This window comes from Streptomyces sp. NPDC056231 (genome assembly GCF_048270745.1).
In the GTDB taxonomy this organism is placed as follows: domain Bacteria; phylum Actinomycetota; class Actinomycetes; order Streptomycetales; family Streptomycetaceae; genus Streptomyces.
The window spans coordinates 301,713-319,656 of sequence record NZ_JBLVKW010000001.1; the positions used below are offsets into that span (position 1 = coordinate 301,713).

At 70.2% G+C, this 17,944-nt stretch carries 17 protein-coding genes; 2 read left to right on the forward strand and 15 right to left on the reverse strand.

The genetic code is table 11. The features are described from left to right. Positions 1-39: 39 nt before the first annotated feature. From ACNPQM_RS01365 to leuA, 7 genes are all read right to left on the reverse strand, one after another. The gene (locus ACNPQM_RS01365; RefSeq protein WP_418082493.1) at positions 40-894 is read right to left on the reverse strand and encodes an isoprenyl transferase; all 855 of its coding nucleotides are present in this window, start codon (positions 892-894) and stop codon (positions 40-42) included. A gap of 36 nt (positions 895-930) precedes the next feature. Continuing rightward, positions 931-1,677, reverse strand: a complete 747-nt coding sequence (gene recO, locus ACNPQM_RS01370) for a DNA repair protein RecO (RefSeq protein WP_358858990.1) — start codon at positions 1,675-1,677, stop codon at positions 931-933. A gap of 72 nt (positions 1,678-1,749) precedes the next feature. Further along, positions 1,750-2,433, reverse strand: a complete 684-nt coding sequence (locus ACNPQM_RS01375; protein ID WP_418082494.1) for a response regulator transcription factor — start codon at positions 2,431-2,433, stop codon at positions 1,750-1,752. Beyond that, positions 2,430-3,647, reverse strand: a complete 1,218-nt coding sequence (locus tag ACNPQM_RS01380; RefSeq protein ID WP_418082495.1) for a sensor histidine kinase — start codon at positions 3,645-3,647, stop codon at positions 2,430-2,432. Before ACNPQM_RS01380 ends, ACNPQM_RS01375 begins: the two co-directional genes overlap by 4 nt. A gap of 32 nt (positions 3,648-3,679) precedes the next feature. After that, on the reverse strand, positions 3,680-5,779 hold the full coding sequence (locus ACNPQM_RS01385; protein ID WP_418082496.1) for an MMPL family transporter: 2,100 nt from the start codon (positions 5,777-5,779) through the stop codon (positions 3,680-3,682). 161 nt (positions 5,780-5,940) lie between these two features. Then, positions 5,941-6,645, reverse strand: coding sequence for a TerB family tellurite resistance protein (locus ACNPQM_RS01390; RefSeq protein WP_358858991.1), 705 nt, complete (start codon positions 6,643-6,645; stop codon positions 5,941-5,943). 214 nt (positions 6,646-6,859) lie between these two features. Beyond that, positions 6,860-8,647 (reverse strand): 2-isopropylmalate synthase, encoded by a 1,788-nt coding sequence (gene leuA / locus ACNPQM_RS01395; protein ID WP_418082497.1) that lies wholly within the window; start codon positions 8,645-8,647, stop codon positions 6,860-6,862. A gap of 294 nt (positions 8,648-8,941) precedes the next feature. On the opposite strand from leuA, the gene ACNPQM_RS01400 reads away from it, so the two are divergent. Together ACNPQM_RS01400 and ACNPQM_RS01405 are read left to right on the forward strand one after the other, a co-directional pair. Next, on the forward strand, positions 8,942-10,018 hold the full coding sequence (locus tag ACNPQM_RS01400) for a M4 family metallopeptidase (protein WP_358858993.1): 1,077 nt from the start codon (positions 8,942-8,944) through the stop codon (positions 10,016-10,018). 117 nt (positions 10,019-10,135) lie between these two features. Then, positions 10,136-10,402: a protealysin inhibitor emfourin gene (locus ACNPQM_RS01405; protein WP_358858994.1), complete on the forward strand. Its 267-nt coding sequence runs from the start codon at positions 10,136-10,138 to the stop codon at positions 10,400-10,402. 170 nt (positions 10,403-10,572) lie between these two features. Here ACNPQM_RS01405 and era read toward each other — a convergent pair whose 3' ends face one another. The 8 genes from era to ACNPQM_RS01445 all read right to left on the reverse strand — a co-directional run bounded on the left by era (position 10,573) and on the right by ACNPQM_RS01445 (position 17,869). Beyond that, positions 10,573-11,547 carry a GTPase Era gene (gene era / locus ACNPQM_RS01410; RefSeq protein WP_358858995.1) on the reverse strand — a complete coding sequence of 325 codons (975 nt, stop codon included), beginning with the start codon at positions 11,545-11,547 and terminating at the stop codon, positions 10,573-10,575. A gap of 50 nt (positions 11,548-11,597) precedes the next feature. Further along, the gene (locus tag ACNPQM_RS01415) at positions 11,598-12,542 is read right to left on the reverse strand and encodes a WxL protein peptidoglycan domain-containing protein (RefSeq protein ID WP_418082498.1); all 945 of its coding nucleotides are present in this window, start codon (positions 12,540-12,542) and stop codon (positions 11,598-11,600) included. Between the two features lie 87 nt (positions 12,543-12,629). Further along, complete coding sequence (locus ACNPQM_RS01420) at positions 12,630-14,009, reverse strand: beta-xylosidase (RefSeq protein WP_418082499.1); 1,380 nt, start codon at positions 14,007-14,009, stop codon at positions 12,630-12,632. 164 nt (positions 14,010-14,173) lie between these two features. After that, positions 14,174-14,527 (reverse strand): hypothetical protein, encoded by a 354-nt coding sequence (locus ACNPQM_RS01425; RefSeq protein ID WP_037697728.1) that lies wholly within the window; start codon positions 14,525-14,527, stop codon positions 14,174-14,176. 176 nt (positions 14,528-14,703) lie between these two features. After that, on the reverse strand, positions 14,704-15,057 hold the full coding sequence (locus tag ACNPQM_RS01430) for an MmcQ/YjbR family DNA-binding protein (protein WP_358858998.1): 354 nt from the start codon (positions 15,055-15,057) through the stop codon (positions 14,704-14,706). Continuing rightward, positions 15,054-16,346: a hemolysin family protein gene (locus tag ACNPQM_RS01435; RefSeq protein WP_358858999.1), complete on the reverse strand. Its 1,293-nt coding sequence runs from the start codon at positions 16,344-16,346 to the stop codon at positions 15,054-15,056. The genes ACNPQM_RS01430 and ACNPQM_RS01435 overlap by 4 nt, the downstream gene beginning before the upstream one ends. Beyond that, positions 16,343-16,840: an rRNA maturation RNase YbeY gene (gene ybeY / locus ACNPQM_RS01440; RefSeq protein ID WP_358859000.1), complete on the reverse strand. Its 498-nt coding sequence runs from the start codon at positions 16,838-16,840 to the stop codon at positions 16,343-16,345. The genes ACNPQM_RS01435 and ybeY overlap by 4 nt, the downstream gene beginning before the upstream one ends. A gap of 12 nt (positions 16,841-16,852) precedes the next feature. Beyond that, positions 16,853-17,869 carry a PhoH family protein gene (locus ACNPQM_RS01445; RefSeq protein WP_358859001.1) on the reverse strand — a complete coding sequence of 339 codons (1,017 nt, stop codon included), beginning with the start codon at positions 17,867-17,869 and terminating at the stop codon, positions 16,853-16,855. Positions 17,870-17,944: the final 75 nt, after the last annotated feature.

A 17,944-nucleotide genomic window follows, 5' to 3' on the forward strand; every position in this document is an offset into this window, starting at 1 on the left:
GGACCGAGGCACCCGGGTGCCTCGGTCCGCCTCCCCGGGTCAGACCGCCGTGTCGGGGCCCGCGTCCTTGCCCCGCATGGCGAGAAGTTCCTCGTTCGGGACGGCGCCACCGAAGCGGCGGTCCCGCTGGGCGTACTCCAGGCAGGCCCGCCACAGGTCACGGCGGTCGAAGTCCGGCCACAACACATCCTGGAAGACCATCTCGGCGTACGCGCTCTGCCAGAGCAGGTAGTTGGAGGTGCGCTGCTCGCCGCTGGGGCGCAGGAAGAGGTCCACGTCCGGCATGTCCGGGTAGTAGATGTACTTCGCGAAGGTCTTCTCGTTGATCTTCGCGGGGTCCAGCTTTCCGGCCGCGACGTCCTCCGCGATGCGCTGCGCGGCATCGGCGATCTCGGCCCGGCCGCCGTAGTTGACGCAGAAGTACAGCGTCATCCTGTCGTTGTCCTTGGTCTGCTCCTGGGCGACCTGGAGCTCCTGGACGACGGACTTCCACAGCTTCGGCATCCGGCCCACCCAGCGGATGCGGATACCCAGTTCGTCCATCTCGTCGCGGCGGCGGCGGATGACGTCCCGGTTGAAGTTCATCAGGAACTTCACTTCTTCCGGGGAGCGCTTCCAGTTCTCCGTGGAGAAGGCGTACAGGGAGAGGTTCTTGACGCCCATCTCGATGCAGCCCTTGAGGACGTCCATGACGACCCCCTCGCCGACCTTGTGGCCCTCGGTGCGCGGGAGACCCCGTTCCTTGGCCCAGCGGCCGTTCCCGTCCATGACGACGGCGACGTGCTTGGGCACCAGCTCGCCGGGAATCTTCGGGGGCGTGGCCCCGGAGGGGTGCGGCTCGGGGGTCTTGTACGTACGCCTGTTACGGCCACCGAGGATCCCGCGTACTGCCATGAGCTGTCTCGTCTCCCTGTGCCTGCTGTGTCTGTGTTACTTCTCTACGTATCGCAGCGAGCGCAGTCCGCGCTCCAGATGCCAGTGCAGATAGGCGGACACCAGCCCGCTCCCCTCCCTGACATGCCGCGCCTCGCACGCGTCGGCCGTCTCCCAGTCACCGGTGAGCAGCGCGCTCAGCAGGGCGACGGCCTCAGCTGAGGGTACGACGCTGCCGGGCACCCGGCAGTCGCCGCATACGACGCCGCCCGCCGCGACGGAGAAAAACCGGTTGGGACCGGGCATTCCGCACCTCGCGCAGTCCTCGAAGCTGGGTGCGTAGCCGTTGACCGCGAGGGAACGCAGCAGGAAGGCGTCGAGGATCAGGTTCGGGGCGTGCTCCCCGCGGGCGAGAGTGCGGAGCCCTCCGATGAGCAGAAGGTACTGCTGGACCGCGGGCTCGCCCTCGTGGTCGGTGAAGCGCTCGGCGGTCTCCAGCATCGCGGTGCCCGCGGTGTACCGGGCGTAGTCGGTGACGATGCCGCCCCCGTACGGCGCGATGGTCTCGCTCTGGGTGCAGAGAGGCAGTCCGCGGCCGATCAGCTCGCTGCCACGGGCGAAGAACTGCACGTCCACATGGGAGAACGGTTCGAGGCGGGCGCCGAACTTGGACTTCGTACGCCGCACCCCGCGCGCGACGGCCCGCACCCGGCCGTGGCCGCGGGTCAGGATCGTGATGATCCGGTCGGCCTCGCCCAGTTTCTGCGTGCGCAGCACCACGCCGTCGTCCCGGAACAAGCTCATGCGCCCATTGTCCTGTACCCAGCCGGCGGAGCGGGCCCGTCCCGGAAGACCGCCCGCGACGGGCGCCCCGGTTCAGCCTCCGTCGGCCGCGCCGCCGGCCGGTACCGCGAGCCCCGACTCGTACGCCACGATGACCAGCTGCGCCCGGTCCCGGGCGCCCAGCTTGCCCATGATCCGGCTGACGTGGGTCTTGGCGGTGAGCGGGCTGAGGCCCAGGGTCTCGGCGATCTCGGTGTTGTTGAGTCCGCGCGCGACCAGGCCGAGCACCTGCCGTTCCCGGTCCGAGAGGCAGTCCGGACCGGCCGGGGCGCCCCGGAACGGCAGCTCGGGCCCGCGCAGCACGCGGGAGATCAGCCGGGCGGTCGGGCCGGGCGAGAGCAGGGCCTCGCCCGCCGAAACCGTTCTGATCGCCGCGAGGAGCTCGGCGGGCCGGGTGTCCTTGACCAGGAAGCCCGAGGCGCCCGCGCGCAGCGCCTCGACGACATGCTCGTCGGTGTCGTACGTGGTCAGGACCAGCACCTTCACCCCGGCGAGCTCCCCGTCGGCGGCGATCAGCCGGGTCGCCTCGATGCCGTCGAGCTCCGGCATGCGGATGTCCATGACGACGATGTCGGGCCGGTGCGTGCGGGCCAGGCCGACTGCTTCGAGGCCGGTGCCCGCCTGTGCCACGACCTCCATGTCGGACGCCGACTCGACAAGCATCGCGAACGCCGCCCGGACAAGGGCCTGGTCGTCGGCGAGCAGTACGCGGATCACGGCGCGGTCTCCCCCTCGTGGCAGGGCAGCACCGCCGCGACCTCGAAGCCGCCGGCCGGACCCGGCCCGGCCGTCAGCGTGCCGCCGGTGCTGCGTGCGCGTTCGCGCATGCCGACTATGCCGAACCCGGATGCCGAGCCGTTCGCCCGGGGTCCCGCGCCGTCGTCGCTGACCTTGACGCTCAGTGCGCCGCGCCCGTACGGCTCGACGGCCACCCTGATCCGGACCTCGGGTCCGGCATGGCGCAGCGCGTTGGTCAGCGACTCCTGCACGATCCGGTACGCGGCCGCGCCGATTGCCGGGGTCACCCTGCTGCCCGGTGTGCGGACGGCCAGGTCGACCCGGGCCCCGGCGGCCTCCGCGGCCCGCACGAGACCGGGCAGCGCCGCCAGGTCCGGCAGCGGTCCGTCCGCCTCGGGTCCGTCGCCGCGCAGCACCTGCAGGGTGGTGCGCAGTTCGGCGCGTGCCTCCCGGCAGGTGTCGGCGATGTCCTCCAGCGACTGGGCGACCGCATGCCGGTCGAGCCGGTCGGGGTCGACGGTCAGGATGTGCGAGGCCACCGACGTCTGGACGCCGATCAGGGTGATGCTGTGGGCCAGCAGGTCGTGCAGGTCGCGGGCGATCCGCAGCCGCTCCTCGGCGACCCGGCGCCGGGCCTCCTCCTCGCGGGTCCGTTCGGCGCGTTCGGCGCGCTCCAGCACGGAGGCGACGTACTGGCGGTAGATGCGCACATCGACGCCGCAGAACAGCACGGCGATGATCCACCCGGAGATCCGCAGCAACTGCAGGCCTTCATGGGTGTTGATGGTGAGCACCACCGTCACCATGACGGAGATCACACCGATCCCGGTCAGCAGAGTGCGCAGCGGCCGTCCGGTCACCGCCACCGTGTAGAGGGCGATCCAGGTCTGCGGCATCGGTGCCGAGTGCGCGTTGTCGAGCGCGTGGTACGCCACCAGGATCGGGATCATGGCGACAAGGGCGAGCAGTGGGCTGCGCCGCCGCCACACGATCGGTACGGCGCTCGCGACCAGCAGCACCCAGCCGAGCGCGTCCGGCGTCCGCGCCAGGTCGGTGGTGAGGGCGAGGACCGCGGAGAGCGCACCGGCGCCCCCCGCGACGAGGGCGTCGGTGCGCGTCTTGTGCGGTGCATGCAGGGGGTCGCGGTTGACGACTGCCAGGATGCGTTCACGCCGGCGCGTGGATCGGGACACGCCGCCATCCTCCGGTACGCGCACAGGAGCCGTCACCGGTTCCGTACGAGTTCCGGCTCGCGCGGCCCAGGAGCGGCAGGAGTCCGGCTGAGCTTCCCCGGCCACCAGATGGTGCGCTGGAGCGCCACGCTCGCCGAGGTCACCAGGTAGGTGCGGACGAGGAAGGTGTCGAGGAGTACGCCGACGGCGATGACGAAGCCCATCTCGACCAGGCTGACCATCGGCATGTTCGTCAGGACGGCGAAGGTGGCCGCGAGCACCAGTCCGGCCGAGGCGATCACGCCGCCGGTGGTGCGCAGGGCGGTGAGTGCGGCGGCGGTCGGTTCGGCGCCGTGGAGCGCCTCCTCGCGGACCCGGTGCATCAGGAAGATGCCGTAGTCGACGCCGAGCGCCACCAGGAAGACGAAGGAGAGCAGCGGCAGTCCGGGGTCGGCGCCCTTCAGGCCGAGGACCGGTTCGAAGACCAGCCCGCCGATGCCGAGGGCGGCGCCCCAGACGGCGACGACCGCGGCGACGAGCAGCAGCGGGGCGACGAGGCTGCGCAGCAGCGCGATCAGGATCAGCAGGACGGAGATGAGGACGAGCGGGACGACGAACTTCAGGTCCCGGGCGTCGGCCGTCTCCAGGTCCATCTGCTGGGCGCTGGGACCGCCGACATGGCTGCCGTCCAGTCCGTCGCGCAGGGCCTTGATGGTGGCCTGTTCGCCCGCGGACTCGGGGGCGTCGGTGGCGGCGACGGAGAGTTCGGTCCAGCCGCCGCCGCCGCGGCCGCGTTCGACGGCCGCGACACCGTCGGTGGCGCGGGCCTTCGCCATGGTCTCGGCCACCCGGTCGGTGGGTGCGATCACGGTGATCGGCTGGGTGGACCGCTCGGGGTAGGCGGCGGCGAGTGTCTCCATCGCGGTGATCGAGTCCGGCTTGCTGGTGAAGGAGTCCTCCTGCTTCAGGTCTCCGGGCATGTTGAACGCGCCGAGCGCCAGTGCCCCCAGCAGCACACCGCCGCAGGCGAGTACGGCGACGGGCCGGCGTCCGGCCGAGCTGCCCATCGCGGCGAACAGTGAACGCCGTTGCCCGGGTGTGCTGCCGTACGCGGGGACGAGCGGCCAGAACACCCGGCGGCCGAGCAGGACAAGGAGCGCGGGCAGCAGCGTCAGCATGGCGAGCAGCGCACAGAGCACGCCGACAGCGGCGATGGGGCCCATGCCGCGGCTGCTGGTGAGGTCTGCGGCAAGCAGGCACAGGAGGCCCGCGGCGACGGTGCCGGAGGAGGCGAGGACCGCGGGTCCGCAGCCGCGCAGGGCGGCTGCCATGGCGTCGTACGGCCGTGCGGCACGGCTCAGTTCCTCGCGGTAGCGGGAGACGAGCAGCAGCGCGTAGTCGGTGCCGGCGCCGAAGACGAGGATGGTCATCACGGCGGAGCTCTGGCCGGTGACGGTGACGTCGAAGCCCCGGTTGAGCCCGTAGACGACGGCCATGGACAGCGCGTCGGCGACGCCGGCGACGACGAGCGGCACCAGCCACAGCAGCGGACTGCGGTAGATGACGATCAGCAGCATCGCCACGACCGCGACGGTCGTGTAAAGCAGCGGTCCGCCCAGTGATGTGTAGACCTCCTGGGAGTCGACGACCAGCGCCCCGGGGCCGCCCACCTCGACACTCAGCCCGCCGCCGCCCTTCGCGATGTCGCGCACCTCGTCGACGAACGCCTTCCTGGCCTCGTCGTCCTGGCCGGGCTCGGTCGAGGAGACCGGGTGCATCAGCGTCGTACCGTCCTTGGCGGGGACGCCCCTGGGGGTGCTGGTCAGGGTGTGGCCGCGCGCGAGCGCGGCGGCCTGCCGGTCCGCCGTGGCCCGGTCGGCGGCGGTCAGACCGCCGTCGCGGTGGTAGACGAGGACGAGATCGGTGGACTCCCCGCCGGGCAGCACGTCCTGGATCTTCGCCACCTGCGTGGAGTCGGCGCTCGCCGGCAGGTAGTCGACGGCCCGGTTGGTCTGTACGGCGGCGAGCTTGCCCGCCAGCGGCCCGGCGAGCACGATCACGGCGGCCCAGAGCGCGAGGACCGCCCACGGCAGCATGCGTTTTCGGCTGCCCGCCCGGGGCGGTGTGCCGCTGTCTTCTGTTACGGCCCTCATCACGGGCCCCCCTTCGGCCGGTTGTCCGGTACGTGTCCAGACTCCCGGCCGCCGGGGGCCGATTCGTCGCGCCGGCGGCCGACTTCGCGGCTACTGCCGGGGTGGGCGAAGGAGCGCCCGTACTCCCGCGGGAGTACGGGCGCGGTGCGCAGCGGTGTATGTCACGAAGGGGTGCGCGCCGCCGCGGCGAGCAGCCGGGCCGTGTCCTGCGGGCAGAGCTGCAGCGCGGCGCCGACCGTGGTCAGCACCTCGCGCTCCGCGGGGCTGTACGGGCCGTCGGCGAGCGCGATCCTGGCGCCCTGCAGGAGGATCGACTCGCGTCCACCGGGCGCCAGGTGCGGGGCGAGGGGTTCCAGCGCCTCGTGGAGCTCGATGGCGAGGGCGGCGCCGCACGCCTCGGCGGCGGCGTCGAACGCGGAGCCGTGTCCGATGTCGGCGGCGAGGACCTCGACCACGGTGGAGAGCTGGTCCTCGGTGCAGTCGTCGAGCCCGGCGCCGCGCACGGTGGCCGCCGCCGTCTCCAACGCGATGCGGGAGGCGGTGCCACCGGCGGCGAGGATGCCGAGCGCGACGATGTGGACGGCGTCCCGGAGCATCGCGGAGAACCGGGTGGTGGTGGGGTGGTCGAGCGCGTCGGTGCCGAAGTGGGTCCGGCAGGCGGCGCATTCGACGACGGGGCCCACGGTGCCGCGGCGCAGCAGTGGCACGCCGAGCACGGCGAAGCGCCGACGGCCGGTGAGACGGCGGTAGTTGCGGTCACCGCCGCAGCCGGGGCAGAAGAACTCGCCGTCACCGACGGCGTCCCAGATGGTGCGGATGCCGCAGATGCGCAGCTTTATGGCGCGTTGTCCCAGGGCTGACCGCACGTCGCACACCTCCGTAACTCCCCCGTGGCCCTAAGGGCACGGGAGGTGCCCCCTCCGGCAACATTGCCGTGTCGACGTGATGTTAACCACAGTCGCGATGTGACGTCAGCACCTCGCTCGTCACAAACGTCGGGAGATGGCCGAACCCCGCCCCCCTGGAGCGGGTGGGCGGGGTCCTTCGGCCTTACGGTCCTACGCCCTTGCGGGCGCGGGGTCAGCGGGTCGCGCGGTTGACCGCGGAGACGACCGCCTTCAGCGAGGCCCGTGTGGTGTTGGCGTCGATGCCGATGCCCCACAGAACCTTTCCGTCGATCGCGCACTCGATGTACGAGGCGGCCTGGGCGCTCGCGCCCTCGCTCATGGTGTGCTCGGTGTAGTCCAGCAGACGGGCGTCGATGCCGATGGCCTGCAGCGCCTCGAAGAACGCGGAGATCGGACCGTTGCCGGTACCGGTCAGCACGGTGTCCGCGCCGTCCACGGTCGCGTCGACCGTGATCGTGTCCCGGCCGTCGGAACCGGTCGTGGTCTGACCGGAGCGGATCTGTACGCGCCCCCAGGCGTTCTCCGGGTTGGGCAGGTACTCGTCCTGGAACGTGGACCAGATCTGCGCCGGCGTGACCTCGCCGCCCTCGGCGTCGGTCTTGGCCTGAATGATCCGGGAGAACTCGATCTGCATCCGGCGCGGCAGGTCCAACTTGTGGTCGTTCTTGAGGACGTAGGCGATTCCGCCCTTGCCCGACTGCGAGTTGACCCGGATGACCGCCTCGTACGAGCGGCCGACGTCCTTCGGGTCGATCGGCAGGTACGGCACCGCCCACTCGATGTCGTCGACGGTCTTGCCCTGGGCGGCCGCGTCGGCCTCCATGGCGTCGAAGCCCTTCTTGATGGCGTCCTGGTGGGAGCCGGAGAAGGCGGTGTAGACCAGGTCGCCCGCGTAGGGGTGGCGCGGGTGGACCTCCATCTGGTTGCAGTACTCGCTGGTGCGGCGGATCTCGTCGATCTGCGAGAAGTCGATCTGCGGGTCGACGCCCTGCGAGAACAGGTTCATGCCCAGCGTCACCAGGTCGACGTTGCCGGTGCGCTCGCCCTGGCCGAACAGGCAGCCTTCGATCCGGTCCGCACCGGCCATGATCGCCAGTTCGGCGGCGGCGACGGCGGTGCCGCGGTCGTTGTGGGGGTGGACCGACAGGCAGACGTGCTCGCGACGCGACAGGTTGCGCGACATCCACTCGAACCGGTCCGCGTGCGTGGACGGCGTCGAACGCTCCACGGTGGCAGGCAGGTTGAGGATGATCTCGCGGCCCTCCTCGGGCTGCCAGACGTCGCAGACGGCCTCGCAGACCTCCAGGGCGAAGTCCAGTTCGGTGTCGGTGAAGATCTCCGGGCTGTACTGGTAGCCGAAGATCGTCTCGTCGCCGAGGATCTTCTCCGCGTACTCCATGACCAGCCGGGTGCCGTCCACCGCGATCTGCTTGACCTGCTCCTTCGAGCCGCGGAAGACCACGCGGCGGAAGGTGGGAGCGGTGGCGTTGTACAGGTGCACCGTGGCGCGGTGGGCGCCGCGCAGCGACTCGACGGTCCGCTCGATCAGCTCCTCGCGGGCCTGGGTCAGGACGGAGATCGTCACGTCCTCGGGGATCGCACCCTCTTCGATGATGGAGCGCACGAACGCGAAGTCGGTCTCGCCGGAGGACGGGAAGCCGACCTCGATCTCCTTGTACCCCATGCGTACGAGCAGGTCGAACATCTCGCGCTTGCGGGCCGGCGACATCGGGTCGATCAGTGCCTGGTTGCCGTCACGCAGGTCGGTGGACAGCCAGCGGGGCGCCACGGTGATCCGGTTGTCCGGCCAGGTGCGGTCGGGGATCTCGACGGCCTCGTACCGGCCGTACTTGTGGAACGGCATCCCGGACGGCTTCTGCAGCTGAGTGGCGTTGGTGATCGGCGTCGGCCGGCCGACGGCGTTCTCGGCGGGGGTCTGAGCGGGATTCGCGACGGTCATGACGTACGGCTCCTCGGGGTCCAGCGGTGGGACGGCCGACTGTGTCGCTGCAACACCAGACTCCGCGGGGAGGGGGTCGGCCTACGACTACAGGCCCTCGCCGCGGCAGCTAAGAAGAAGCAGCCCGAAACGCATGATGCGACGAGACTAACCGAGAGGCGCCTGAGACGTCGGTCGTGTATCAGTATGCGGGACCGGACCTCGGTAACGGGTAAACAGTGACGGATCACTCCATTTGTCCAATCCTGATGGCAAACAGTGACATCACGATGGCGCAGTGCCACAGTCGAACCCATGCAGCCTCGACCTCAGCACGGGTTCCAGCCCGTCTTCTGCACGATCGTGCCGCCCCACGTACTCGACAAGCTGTCACAAGCCGACGACCCCGATCTGGCCGGTCCGGCCCGCCGCACCCTGGAGGGCGACGCCGCCCGGCGCACCCGCCGCCAGATGGCCACCCTCGTCACCCCCGCACCCGGCCCCGCGACGACGGACCAGCTGTCCGACAAGCCTGAGCGCACGCTCTACGACTGCCGCCACGGCACGCAGCTGCCGGGCTTCAAGGTCCGGGGCGAGGGCGAGGAACCGACGAGGGACGCGAGCGTCAACCGCGCCTTCGCGGGACTCGGCGCCACCTTCGAACTGCTGCTCACGGCATACGGCCGCCACTCGATCGACGGCAACGGGCTGCCGCTGATCGGCTCCGTCCACTACGACGAGAAGTACAACAACGCCTTCTTCGACGGCGAGCAGATGGTCTTCGGCGACGGGGACGGGGAGATCTTCCTCGACTTCACCGTCGCCATCGATGTGATCGCCCACGAGCTGACGCACGGGCTGACCCAGCACACGGCCAACCTGAGCTACTTCGGTCAGTCCGGCGCGCTCAACGAGTCCATGTCGGACGTCTTCGGTTCCCTGGTGAAGCAGTACTCACTGGGCCAGACCGCCGACCAGGCGGACTGGCTGATCGGCGCAGGTCTGCTGGCCCCGCGGGTGCAGGGGGAGGCGCTGCGCTCGATGAAGGCGCCCGGTACGGCGTACGACGACGACGTGCTCGGCAAGGACCCGCAGCCCGCGTCGATGGAGGACTACATCCACACCACCGAGGACAACGGCGGTGTACACCTCAACTCCGGCATCCCGAACCGCGCCTTCTGTCTGTTGGCCACGGCACTCGGCGGCAACGCGTGGGAGCGGGCGGGACAGCTCTGGTTCGACGTCCTCACGGGCCGCCGCCTCGCCGCGGACGCGGAGTTCACGGACTTCGCACGCCTGACGGTCGAGGCGGCGAGGGACCGCTTCGGCGAGGGCGACGAGTTGGAAGCGGTACGGAAGGCATGGTCGGAGGTGGGCGTGCCGTCCGCGTAGGGCCGGTCACGGTTACTGTCCTCGATCGCCGGAGCTCGGCGAAAAACAAGCCCCTCCGGCGATTGAGGAGCGGGGTCCCGGGCAGAGCCCCGGAAACAAATCGAGAGGAGTCGAACCATGCGGATCCAGGTCACCCGCACCGGCGGCTTCGCCGGAATCGCCCGCCACCGCGAGATCGACACCTCGGATCTCACCGACGCCGCGGAGTGGGAAGCCCTGGCCGAATCCGCACTCGCGGCGGGCCGCGACACCCCACCGTCCGGGGTGCCGGACGGCTTCCGGTACCGGATCACGGTCGACGACCGCACTGCGCACTGCGCGGATCCGCACCTGACCGACGCCCAGCGCGCCCTGATCTCACGCGTCCTCAAGGAGGGCGCGTGAGATCGGCGCACAACTGACCCGCCCACGGACACCGCCGGCGCTCAGAACCCCAGCTTGCGCAGCTGCTTCGGAACCCATCCCCACGGCCACCCTCGCGCCCCTCGGCCCCGGGGGGCCTGGGCGGCTTCGGGCGACTGCGCCGGCCTCCGGCCGCCGGACTCCGCCGGCGCTCAGAACCCCAGCTTGCGCAGCTGCTTCGGATCGCGCTGCCAGTCCTTGGCGACCTTCACATGCAGGTCCAGGAAGACCGGCGTGCCGAGCAGCGCCTCGATGTGCTTGCGCGACTTCGTGCCGACCTCTTTCAGCCGCTTGCCCTTCGGGCCGATGATGATGCCCTTCTGGCTGGGCCGCTCGATGTACACGTTCGCGTGGATGTCGAGCAGCGGCTTGTCCGCGGGCCGGTCCTCGCGCGGCAGCATCTCCTCGACGACGACCGCGATCGAGTGCGGCAGCTCGTCGCGTACGCCTTCGAGCGCGGCCTCGCGGATCAGCTCCGCGACCATCACCATCTCGGGCTCGTCGGTGAGGTCGCCCTCCGGGTAGAGCGGCGGGCTCTCGGGGAGCAGCGGCGCGATCAGGTCGGCGAGAAGGTCGACCTGGCTGTCCTTCACCGCGGAGACCGGAATGATCTCTGCCCATTCGAAGCCGAGCTCCTCGCCGAGACGGGAGACGGCGATCAGCTGTTCGGCGAGCTGCTTGGAGTCGACCAGGTCGGTCTTGGTGATGACCGCGATCTTCGGGGTCTTCTTGATGCCCGCGAGTTCCTTGACGATGAACTTGTCGCCGGGGCCGAGCTTCTGGTCGGCGGGCAGGCAGAAACCGATGACGTCGACCTCGGCCCAGGTGGTCCGCACGACGTCGTTCAGCCGCTCGCCGAGCAGCGTGCGCGGCTTGTGGAGGCCGGGGGTGTCGACCAGGATCAGCTGTGCGTCCTCGCGGTGCACGATGCCGCGCACCGTGTGGCGGGTCGTCTGGGGCCGGTTGGAGGTGATCGCCACCTTCTGGCCGACCAGAGCGTTCGTAAGGGTGGACTTGCCCGCGTTGGGGCGGCCCACGAAGCAGGCGAAGCCGGCCCGGTGGGGGGCGTTGTTCTCAGCCTGCTGCGCAGCAGCTTCTGGGTTCGGTCGAGCGCTCATGGCGCCCATTGTCCCCGATCCCGGCGGTCCCGCCGCACAGCGGGCGGCCTGCTGCCGTCTCAGGCCCTGCGGATGCGGCTCCGCCGGGCCCGTATCCACATCCCCGTACCGCCGCCGACGATCACCAGCAGGACCGCGGCCATCAGCCAGGGCAGTGCGATGTACCGGGCAGCCGCGGACTCGTGGGTGTCGCGGGCACTCGCGGTCAGTTTGATCTCGCCCCATTCCAGCTGCGGCGCGTCGGCCCATTGCTCGGTCAGCCGGACCTCCTGGCGGGGCAGCAGCTCGGACGGGATCTTCTTCAGGTCGCGGGCGAGCAGGGTGCGGCCGAAGAGCCCCTGGGCCCTGAGGGCGACCTTGGGGTTGAGGGTGACATTCCCGCGGTTGTGGAGGGTGTACGAGATGACGGCCCGGCTCTCTCCGGTGCCCGGGACGAGCGGCTGGGTGTGCTTGACGGTGACGTCGTCGACGGACAGCGCGGGCATCGCCGGCCCGTTCACCCGGAGATAGATCCGGGCGCCGACCGCTTTCCGGATGCCGACGGCGACGGCTCCCCGGTCGGCGGGGTCGATGCGCTCGTCGAGGGCGACGAGGGCACCCGGGTGGTCGCCGGGCTCGGCGGTCTCCGGGAGGGTGACGGTCACCGGCACGGTGACGGAGCCGTGCGGTTTCACGGTGACCTTGTCACGGCCGGTCCTCGCCCAGGCGCCGATGGAACGCTGCTTCTCGTCCGGGGAGCGGACGGCGAACCCGCCGTCGCGTTCGGTGTTGTAGGCGTCGGCGGCATACAACCGGAAGGTCAGCGGCTCGGCGGTCTTGTTGGTGACGGTGACCTTGTCGGTGAGGGTGGTACCGGGGTCGGCGGAGAGATAGAAGTACGGGCGCTGTCCGTACTTCGTGGTGGCCGGGTACACGGACCAGCTGCCGTTGTCTGCGGCATGGCCCTCGGGTGCGCCGAACAGCAGCAGGACGACGGCCAGGAGGAGTACGTACAGCTTGCGCACGGTGCGGAACCCCCAGGGTGCTCGGTACGGACGGGGTGGGCCGGCCGGGTTCGCCGCCCGGCCCACCGGTCGGTCGGGGACCGACGCTCAGGTGAGGGTGAGCGTCAGCACGCCGGAGTACGTGCCGGTCGCGGTGTACGCAGGTACGTCCAGGGCCAGCCGGGCGTCGACGGTGAACTCGCCACCGGTGAAAGCCCCGTTCGGGGTGGACGCCAGGGTGGCGCCCGCGCTGCCGACCGAACCCTCGGAACCTGCGGCACAGGTGCTCGGGCTCCCGGGCTTTGTCGCGCAGGCCGGGGTCCAGCTGAGCGCGGAGGCGCCGATCCTCGCACCACCCGGGCCGCTGAAGTCGGTGACCTTGCCGGTCAGGGACCAGCCCGCGGGACCACCGCGGAAGTCCTTGACCGTCACCGTCTGCAGGGAGCCGCGGGAGGCGCCGCCCGTGCCGAAGTCGACCGCCGACATCTCGACGGTGTCGCCGGCCTGGGTCATGGACAGGGTGCCCGCCTTGACGGACGAGGTGAGTCGCTGGCTGTCGCCGGGGATCTCCCCGCCGCCACCGGTGACGGTGTAGGCCTGCGGGCCCGCGCCCTTGTCGGCCTCCCAGCCGGAGCCCTCGTACGCGACGATGCCGGTGGTCGCCGGATCGTTGACGGTGAGCTGTCCGGTGAAACCGCCGTGGCTGTCGGCCGTCACCGTGACCGTGTCCGCGGTCTGGGTGCCACCGGCCCGGCCCGCCAGGGTGACGTTCGCGCCCGCGGTGAACTTCGACCCGGTCACGGTGACCGGGTCGCCCGCCTTGCCGGAGGCCGTACCGAGCTGGACGGCACGCTCGTTGACCTGGCCGCCGCCGTTCGTCGCAATGACCGTCTGGGAGACGGGGGCGGGCGGGTTCGTCACCGTGCAAGGGGTGTCCAGCTCCATGATGTAGCTGGTGTGGATGTTGTAGTCGCCGGGCGAGAGCTTGATCTCACCGGGTGCGGTGACCGTGAAGGCGCCCGTCATGGAGAAGGACGGGAAGCTGCCCTTGCCGGGTACGGGGTCGTTCTTCTTGGGACCGGCGACGGTGACGCTGCCGCTCTGGGCGCCGCCGACGGTGACCTTGCCGGTCGGCGTCATGATGTCCGCGGGCAGGGCCAGATCGACCGGGTTGCTCGCGGCCGGCTTGACCACGGTGTACGTGATGTTGACCGTGTCGCCCACCTTCGGGGCGGCGTTGTCGACGCTGATCTGCGCCGTCGTCGTCCCGTCGATCGGCGGGATGCCCGCTATGGCCGGCGGGATGCAGTGCGTCGGGAAGTCCACCGCGACGGAGGCCGTCGCCAGGGCCTGCGCGGGGCCTGCGAGTCCTCCTCCCCCGGCGACGACGAGCGCGGTGACGCCGAGCGCGGCGGCCCAGCGGCGCCTGCGGTCCGGGTGTCTTCGGGTGGCGGATCTACGAATGGTCGGATGCGTGGTCGGACGCATGGAGCCCCCTCCTGCGGGACGCGGCGCAGAGGCTCTTCTGCGCCGGCAGGGGGCCATTGATGACTTCGGCCGAAAAGAAGTCAATGGCAGCGAAATGCCGCGACTGATGGGCCATCAGATACTGTCAAGATCCCTGCTCCCAGGGATCCTGACGACATCCGAGGTCAGCCTGCCGTCACACTGACCCGCACCGCGCCGTCCGGTCCGGCCAGCAGCACCGGGGTCTGCGGCCCGCCGAGATCCCGTACCGCTGCGCGGTCCGCGTCCGACGGGGTCTCCGCCTCGGAGACGATCGCGGCCGCCTCCAGCGAAGTGGCGCCGCTGGCCACCGCCATCGCGACGGCGGTCTGCAGGGCGCTCAGCTTCAGCGACTCCAGCTGTACGGTGCCCGCGACATACGTCCGTCCGGTCTCGTCCCGTACGGCCGCGCCTTCCGGCACACCGTTGCGGGCGCGGGCGCTGCGCGCCAGCGTGACGATCTTGCGGTCCTCGGGGCCGAGGTCGGTGCTCTCAGTCATGTGCCGAGCATACGAAGCGGGCGGCCGGGACCGGCACGGGGGCGGTCACCCGGTACATCGAGCCGCGGCGCCTCTCCGGCGGGGCGAGCCACCGGAGCTCGGCGTCCGTACCGGTGTCCAGCCCCTGCGGCGGTGGAGGGGCGGGTCCGGAGCGGCGCCCCGGACCCGGTCCCGCTCTACCCCCGGTCCAGCCGCAGCCGCTCCGTCCGCGGCAACCCCGCCACCACCAAGTCGTACGAGTCCTCGATCAGCTCCCGCAGCAGCCGCCCCGGCACCCCCGACACCGTCACCGTGTTCCAGTGCCGTTTGTTCATGTGCCACCCCGGGGCGATCGCCGCGTGCTCCTCCCGCAGCCGCACCGCGTCATCCGGATCGCACTTCAGATTGACCGTGAGCGGCCGTGCGTCCAGCGCGCTGAGCGCGAACATCTTGCCGAGCACCTTGAAGACCGACGTCTCCGGTCCGAACGGAAACTCCTCGACGCTCGCGTTGAACTCCAGGCAGAACGCCCTCAACTCCTGCGGGGTCATTCCGCCGCTGCCTCCTCCGGCGCCACCGGCTCCACCAGTACCGTGACGATCTTGTTCCGGCGCCCTGCCGGGGACTCCGCGGTCAGCCGCAGCCGACGTCCGTCGGGCAGATCGACGACGGAGGAAGCCCCGGCGATCGGCACCCGGCCGAGCGCCTTCGCCAGGAGTCCGCCGACCGTCTCCACGTCCTCGTCGTCGAAGGCGTCGACCCCGAACAGCTCGCCCAGGTCGCCGATGTCGAGCCGGGCGGTCACCCGGAAGCAGCCGTTCTCCAACTCCTGGACGGGCGGGAGCTCACGGTCGTACTCGTCGGTGATCTCACCGACGATCTCCTCCAGGATGTCCTCGATCGTGACGATGCCCGCCGTGCCGCCGTACTCGTCGATGACGACGGCGACGTGGCTGCGTTCCTGCTGCATCTCGCGCAGCAGATCACCGGCGTTCTTGGTGTCCGGCACGAACGCCGCGGGACGCATCGCCGTGGAGACCGGATCGGCCTCCGACTCCCGATTGATGTGCGTCTTGCGGACCAGGTCCTTGAGGTAGACGATCCCGACGACGTCGTCCTCGTTCTCCCCGGTGACCGGGATCCGGGAGAACCCGGAGCGCAGGGCCAGGGTCAGCGCCTGCCGGATCGTCTTGTACCGCTCGATGCAGACCAGGTCCGTCCGCGGCACCATCACCTCGCGCACCAGCGTGTCGCCGAGCTCGAAGACGGAGTGCACCATGCGCCGCTCCTCGTCCTCGATCAGCGACTCCTGCTCGGCGAGGTCGACCATCGCCCGCAGTTCCGCCTCGCTGGCGAACGGGCCCTTGCGGAACCCCTTGCCGGGGGTGAGCGCATTGCCGAGGAGGATCAGCAGCTGCGGGATCGGGCCCATGATCCTGGCAAGAGGCAGCAGCACGTACGCCGCGGCCGTCGCCGTGTTCAGCGGGTGCTGACGCCCGATGGTGCGCGGCGAGACGCCGATGGCGACGTATGACACGAGGACCATCACGCCCATCGCGACGGCCAGCGCCTCCCAGGTCTCCGGGAACTCCTTCAGGCAGACGTACGTGACGAGCACACCGGCCGACATCTCGCAGGCGACCCGCACGAGCAGGGCGACATTGAGATAGCGGGTCGGGTCGGCCGCGACCTGTTCCAGCTTGTCGCTGCCACGCCGCCCGGAGCGCACCGCCTCGGCCGCCCGGAAGCTCGACGTGCGGGCGATGCCCGCCTCGGCACAGGCCGCCAGCCAGCCGAACACGACCAGCAGAACGGCACCCAGGACGAGAGGGACGCTCACGAGACGGTGGGGGCGGGCGACGGACCGGTCAGGCCGCGCTCGGCACGCCAGCCTTCCACGATCGCAGCCTGGAGACCGAACATCTCGGCCTTCTCGTCCGGCTCCTCGTGGTCGTACCCCAGCAGATGCAGCACTCCATGGACGGTGAGGAGCTGGAGCTCCTCGTCCATGGAGTGCCGGGTCTCCGCGTCCTCGCCCTGCTTCTTCGCGACCTCCGGGCAGAGCACGATGTCACCGAGGAGCCCCTGCGGGGGCTCCTCGTCGTCCTTCGACGGCGGACGCAGTTCGTCCATCGGGAAGGACATGACATCCGTCGGCCCCGGCAGGTCCATCCACTGGATGTGGAGCTGCTCCATGGCGTCGGTGTCCACCACGATCACCGAGAGTTCGGAGAGCGGGTGGATCCGCATCCGTGCGAGCGCATAGCGGGCGATGTCGAGGATCGCCTGCTCGTCGACCTCGGTTCCGGACTCGTTGTTGACGTCGATCGACATGGTGCGCTGCGACTACTTCCGTTTGTGGCTGTCTCGGTTGTCGTACTTCTCGTACGCGTCGACGATACGGCCGACCAGCTTGTGCCGGACGACATCCTGGGAGGTGAGCCGGGAGAAGTGCACGTCCGGCACGCCTTCCAGGATGTCCTGGACCTGGCGCAGACCGCTCCTGGTGCCGTTCGGCAGGTCGACCTGGGTGACGTCACCGGTGACGACGATCTTCGAGTCGAAGCCGAGCCGGGTCAGGAACATCTTCATCTGCTCGGCGCTGGTGTTCTGCGCCTCGTCGAGAATGATGAACGCGTCGTTGAGTGTCCGTCCGCGCATGTACGCCAGCGGCGCCACCTCGATCGTGCCCGCCGCCATCAGCCGCGGGATCGAGTCGGGGTCGAGCATGTCGTGCAGCGCGTCGTAGAGCGGGCGCAGATACGGGTCGATCTTGTCGAAGAGCGTGCCGGGCAGGAACCCGAGCCGCTCGCCCGCCTCGACGGCCGGCCTGGTCAGGATGATCCGGTTGACCTGCTTGGACTGCAGGGCCTGGACCGCCTTCGCCATCGCGAGATACGTCTTGCCGGTACCGGCGGGTCCGATGCCGAAGACGATCGTGTGCTTGTCGATGGCATCGACGTAGCGCTTCTGGTTGAGCGTCTTGGGGCGGATCGTGCGACCGCGGTTGGAGAGGATGTTCTGGGTGAGCACCTCGGCGGGCGTCTCGCCCTGCGGCTCCCCCTGCCCGTTGCCACTCGCCCGGAGCATGGCGATCGACCGTTCCACTGCGTCCTCCGTCATCGGCTGCCCGGTGCGGAGCACGAGCATCATCTCGTCGAACAAGCGCTGGATCAGGGCGACATCCGCTGCGTCACCCGTGGCGCTGATTTCGTTGCCCCGGACATGGATATCGACCGCCGGGAAAGCCGATTCGATCACGCGCAGCAGCGAATCGCCCGATCCGAGGAGCATCACCATAGGGTGTGCGGCCGGGACCCTGATCTGGGCACGCGCCTGCGGCTGTGTGGGTGTCTGAGTCATGGGCCGGCCATCTGGCCTGCACATACCTCCCGTTGCAGGGTTCTCGCCGCTCGACAACCTCTGGAACCAAGCCTA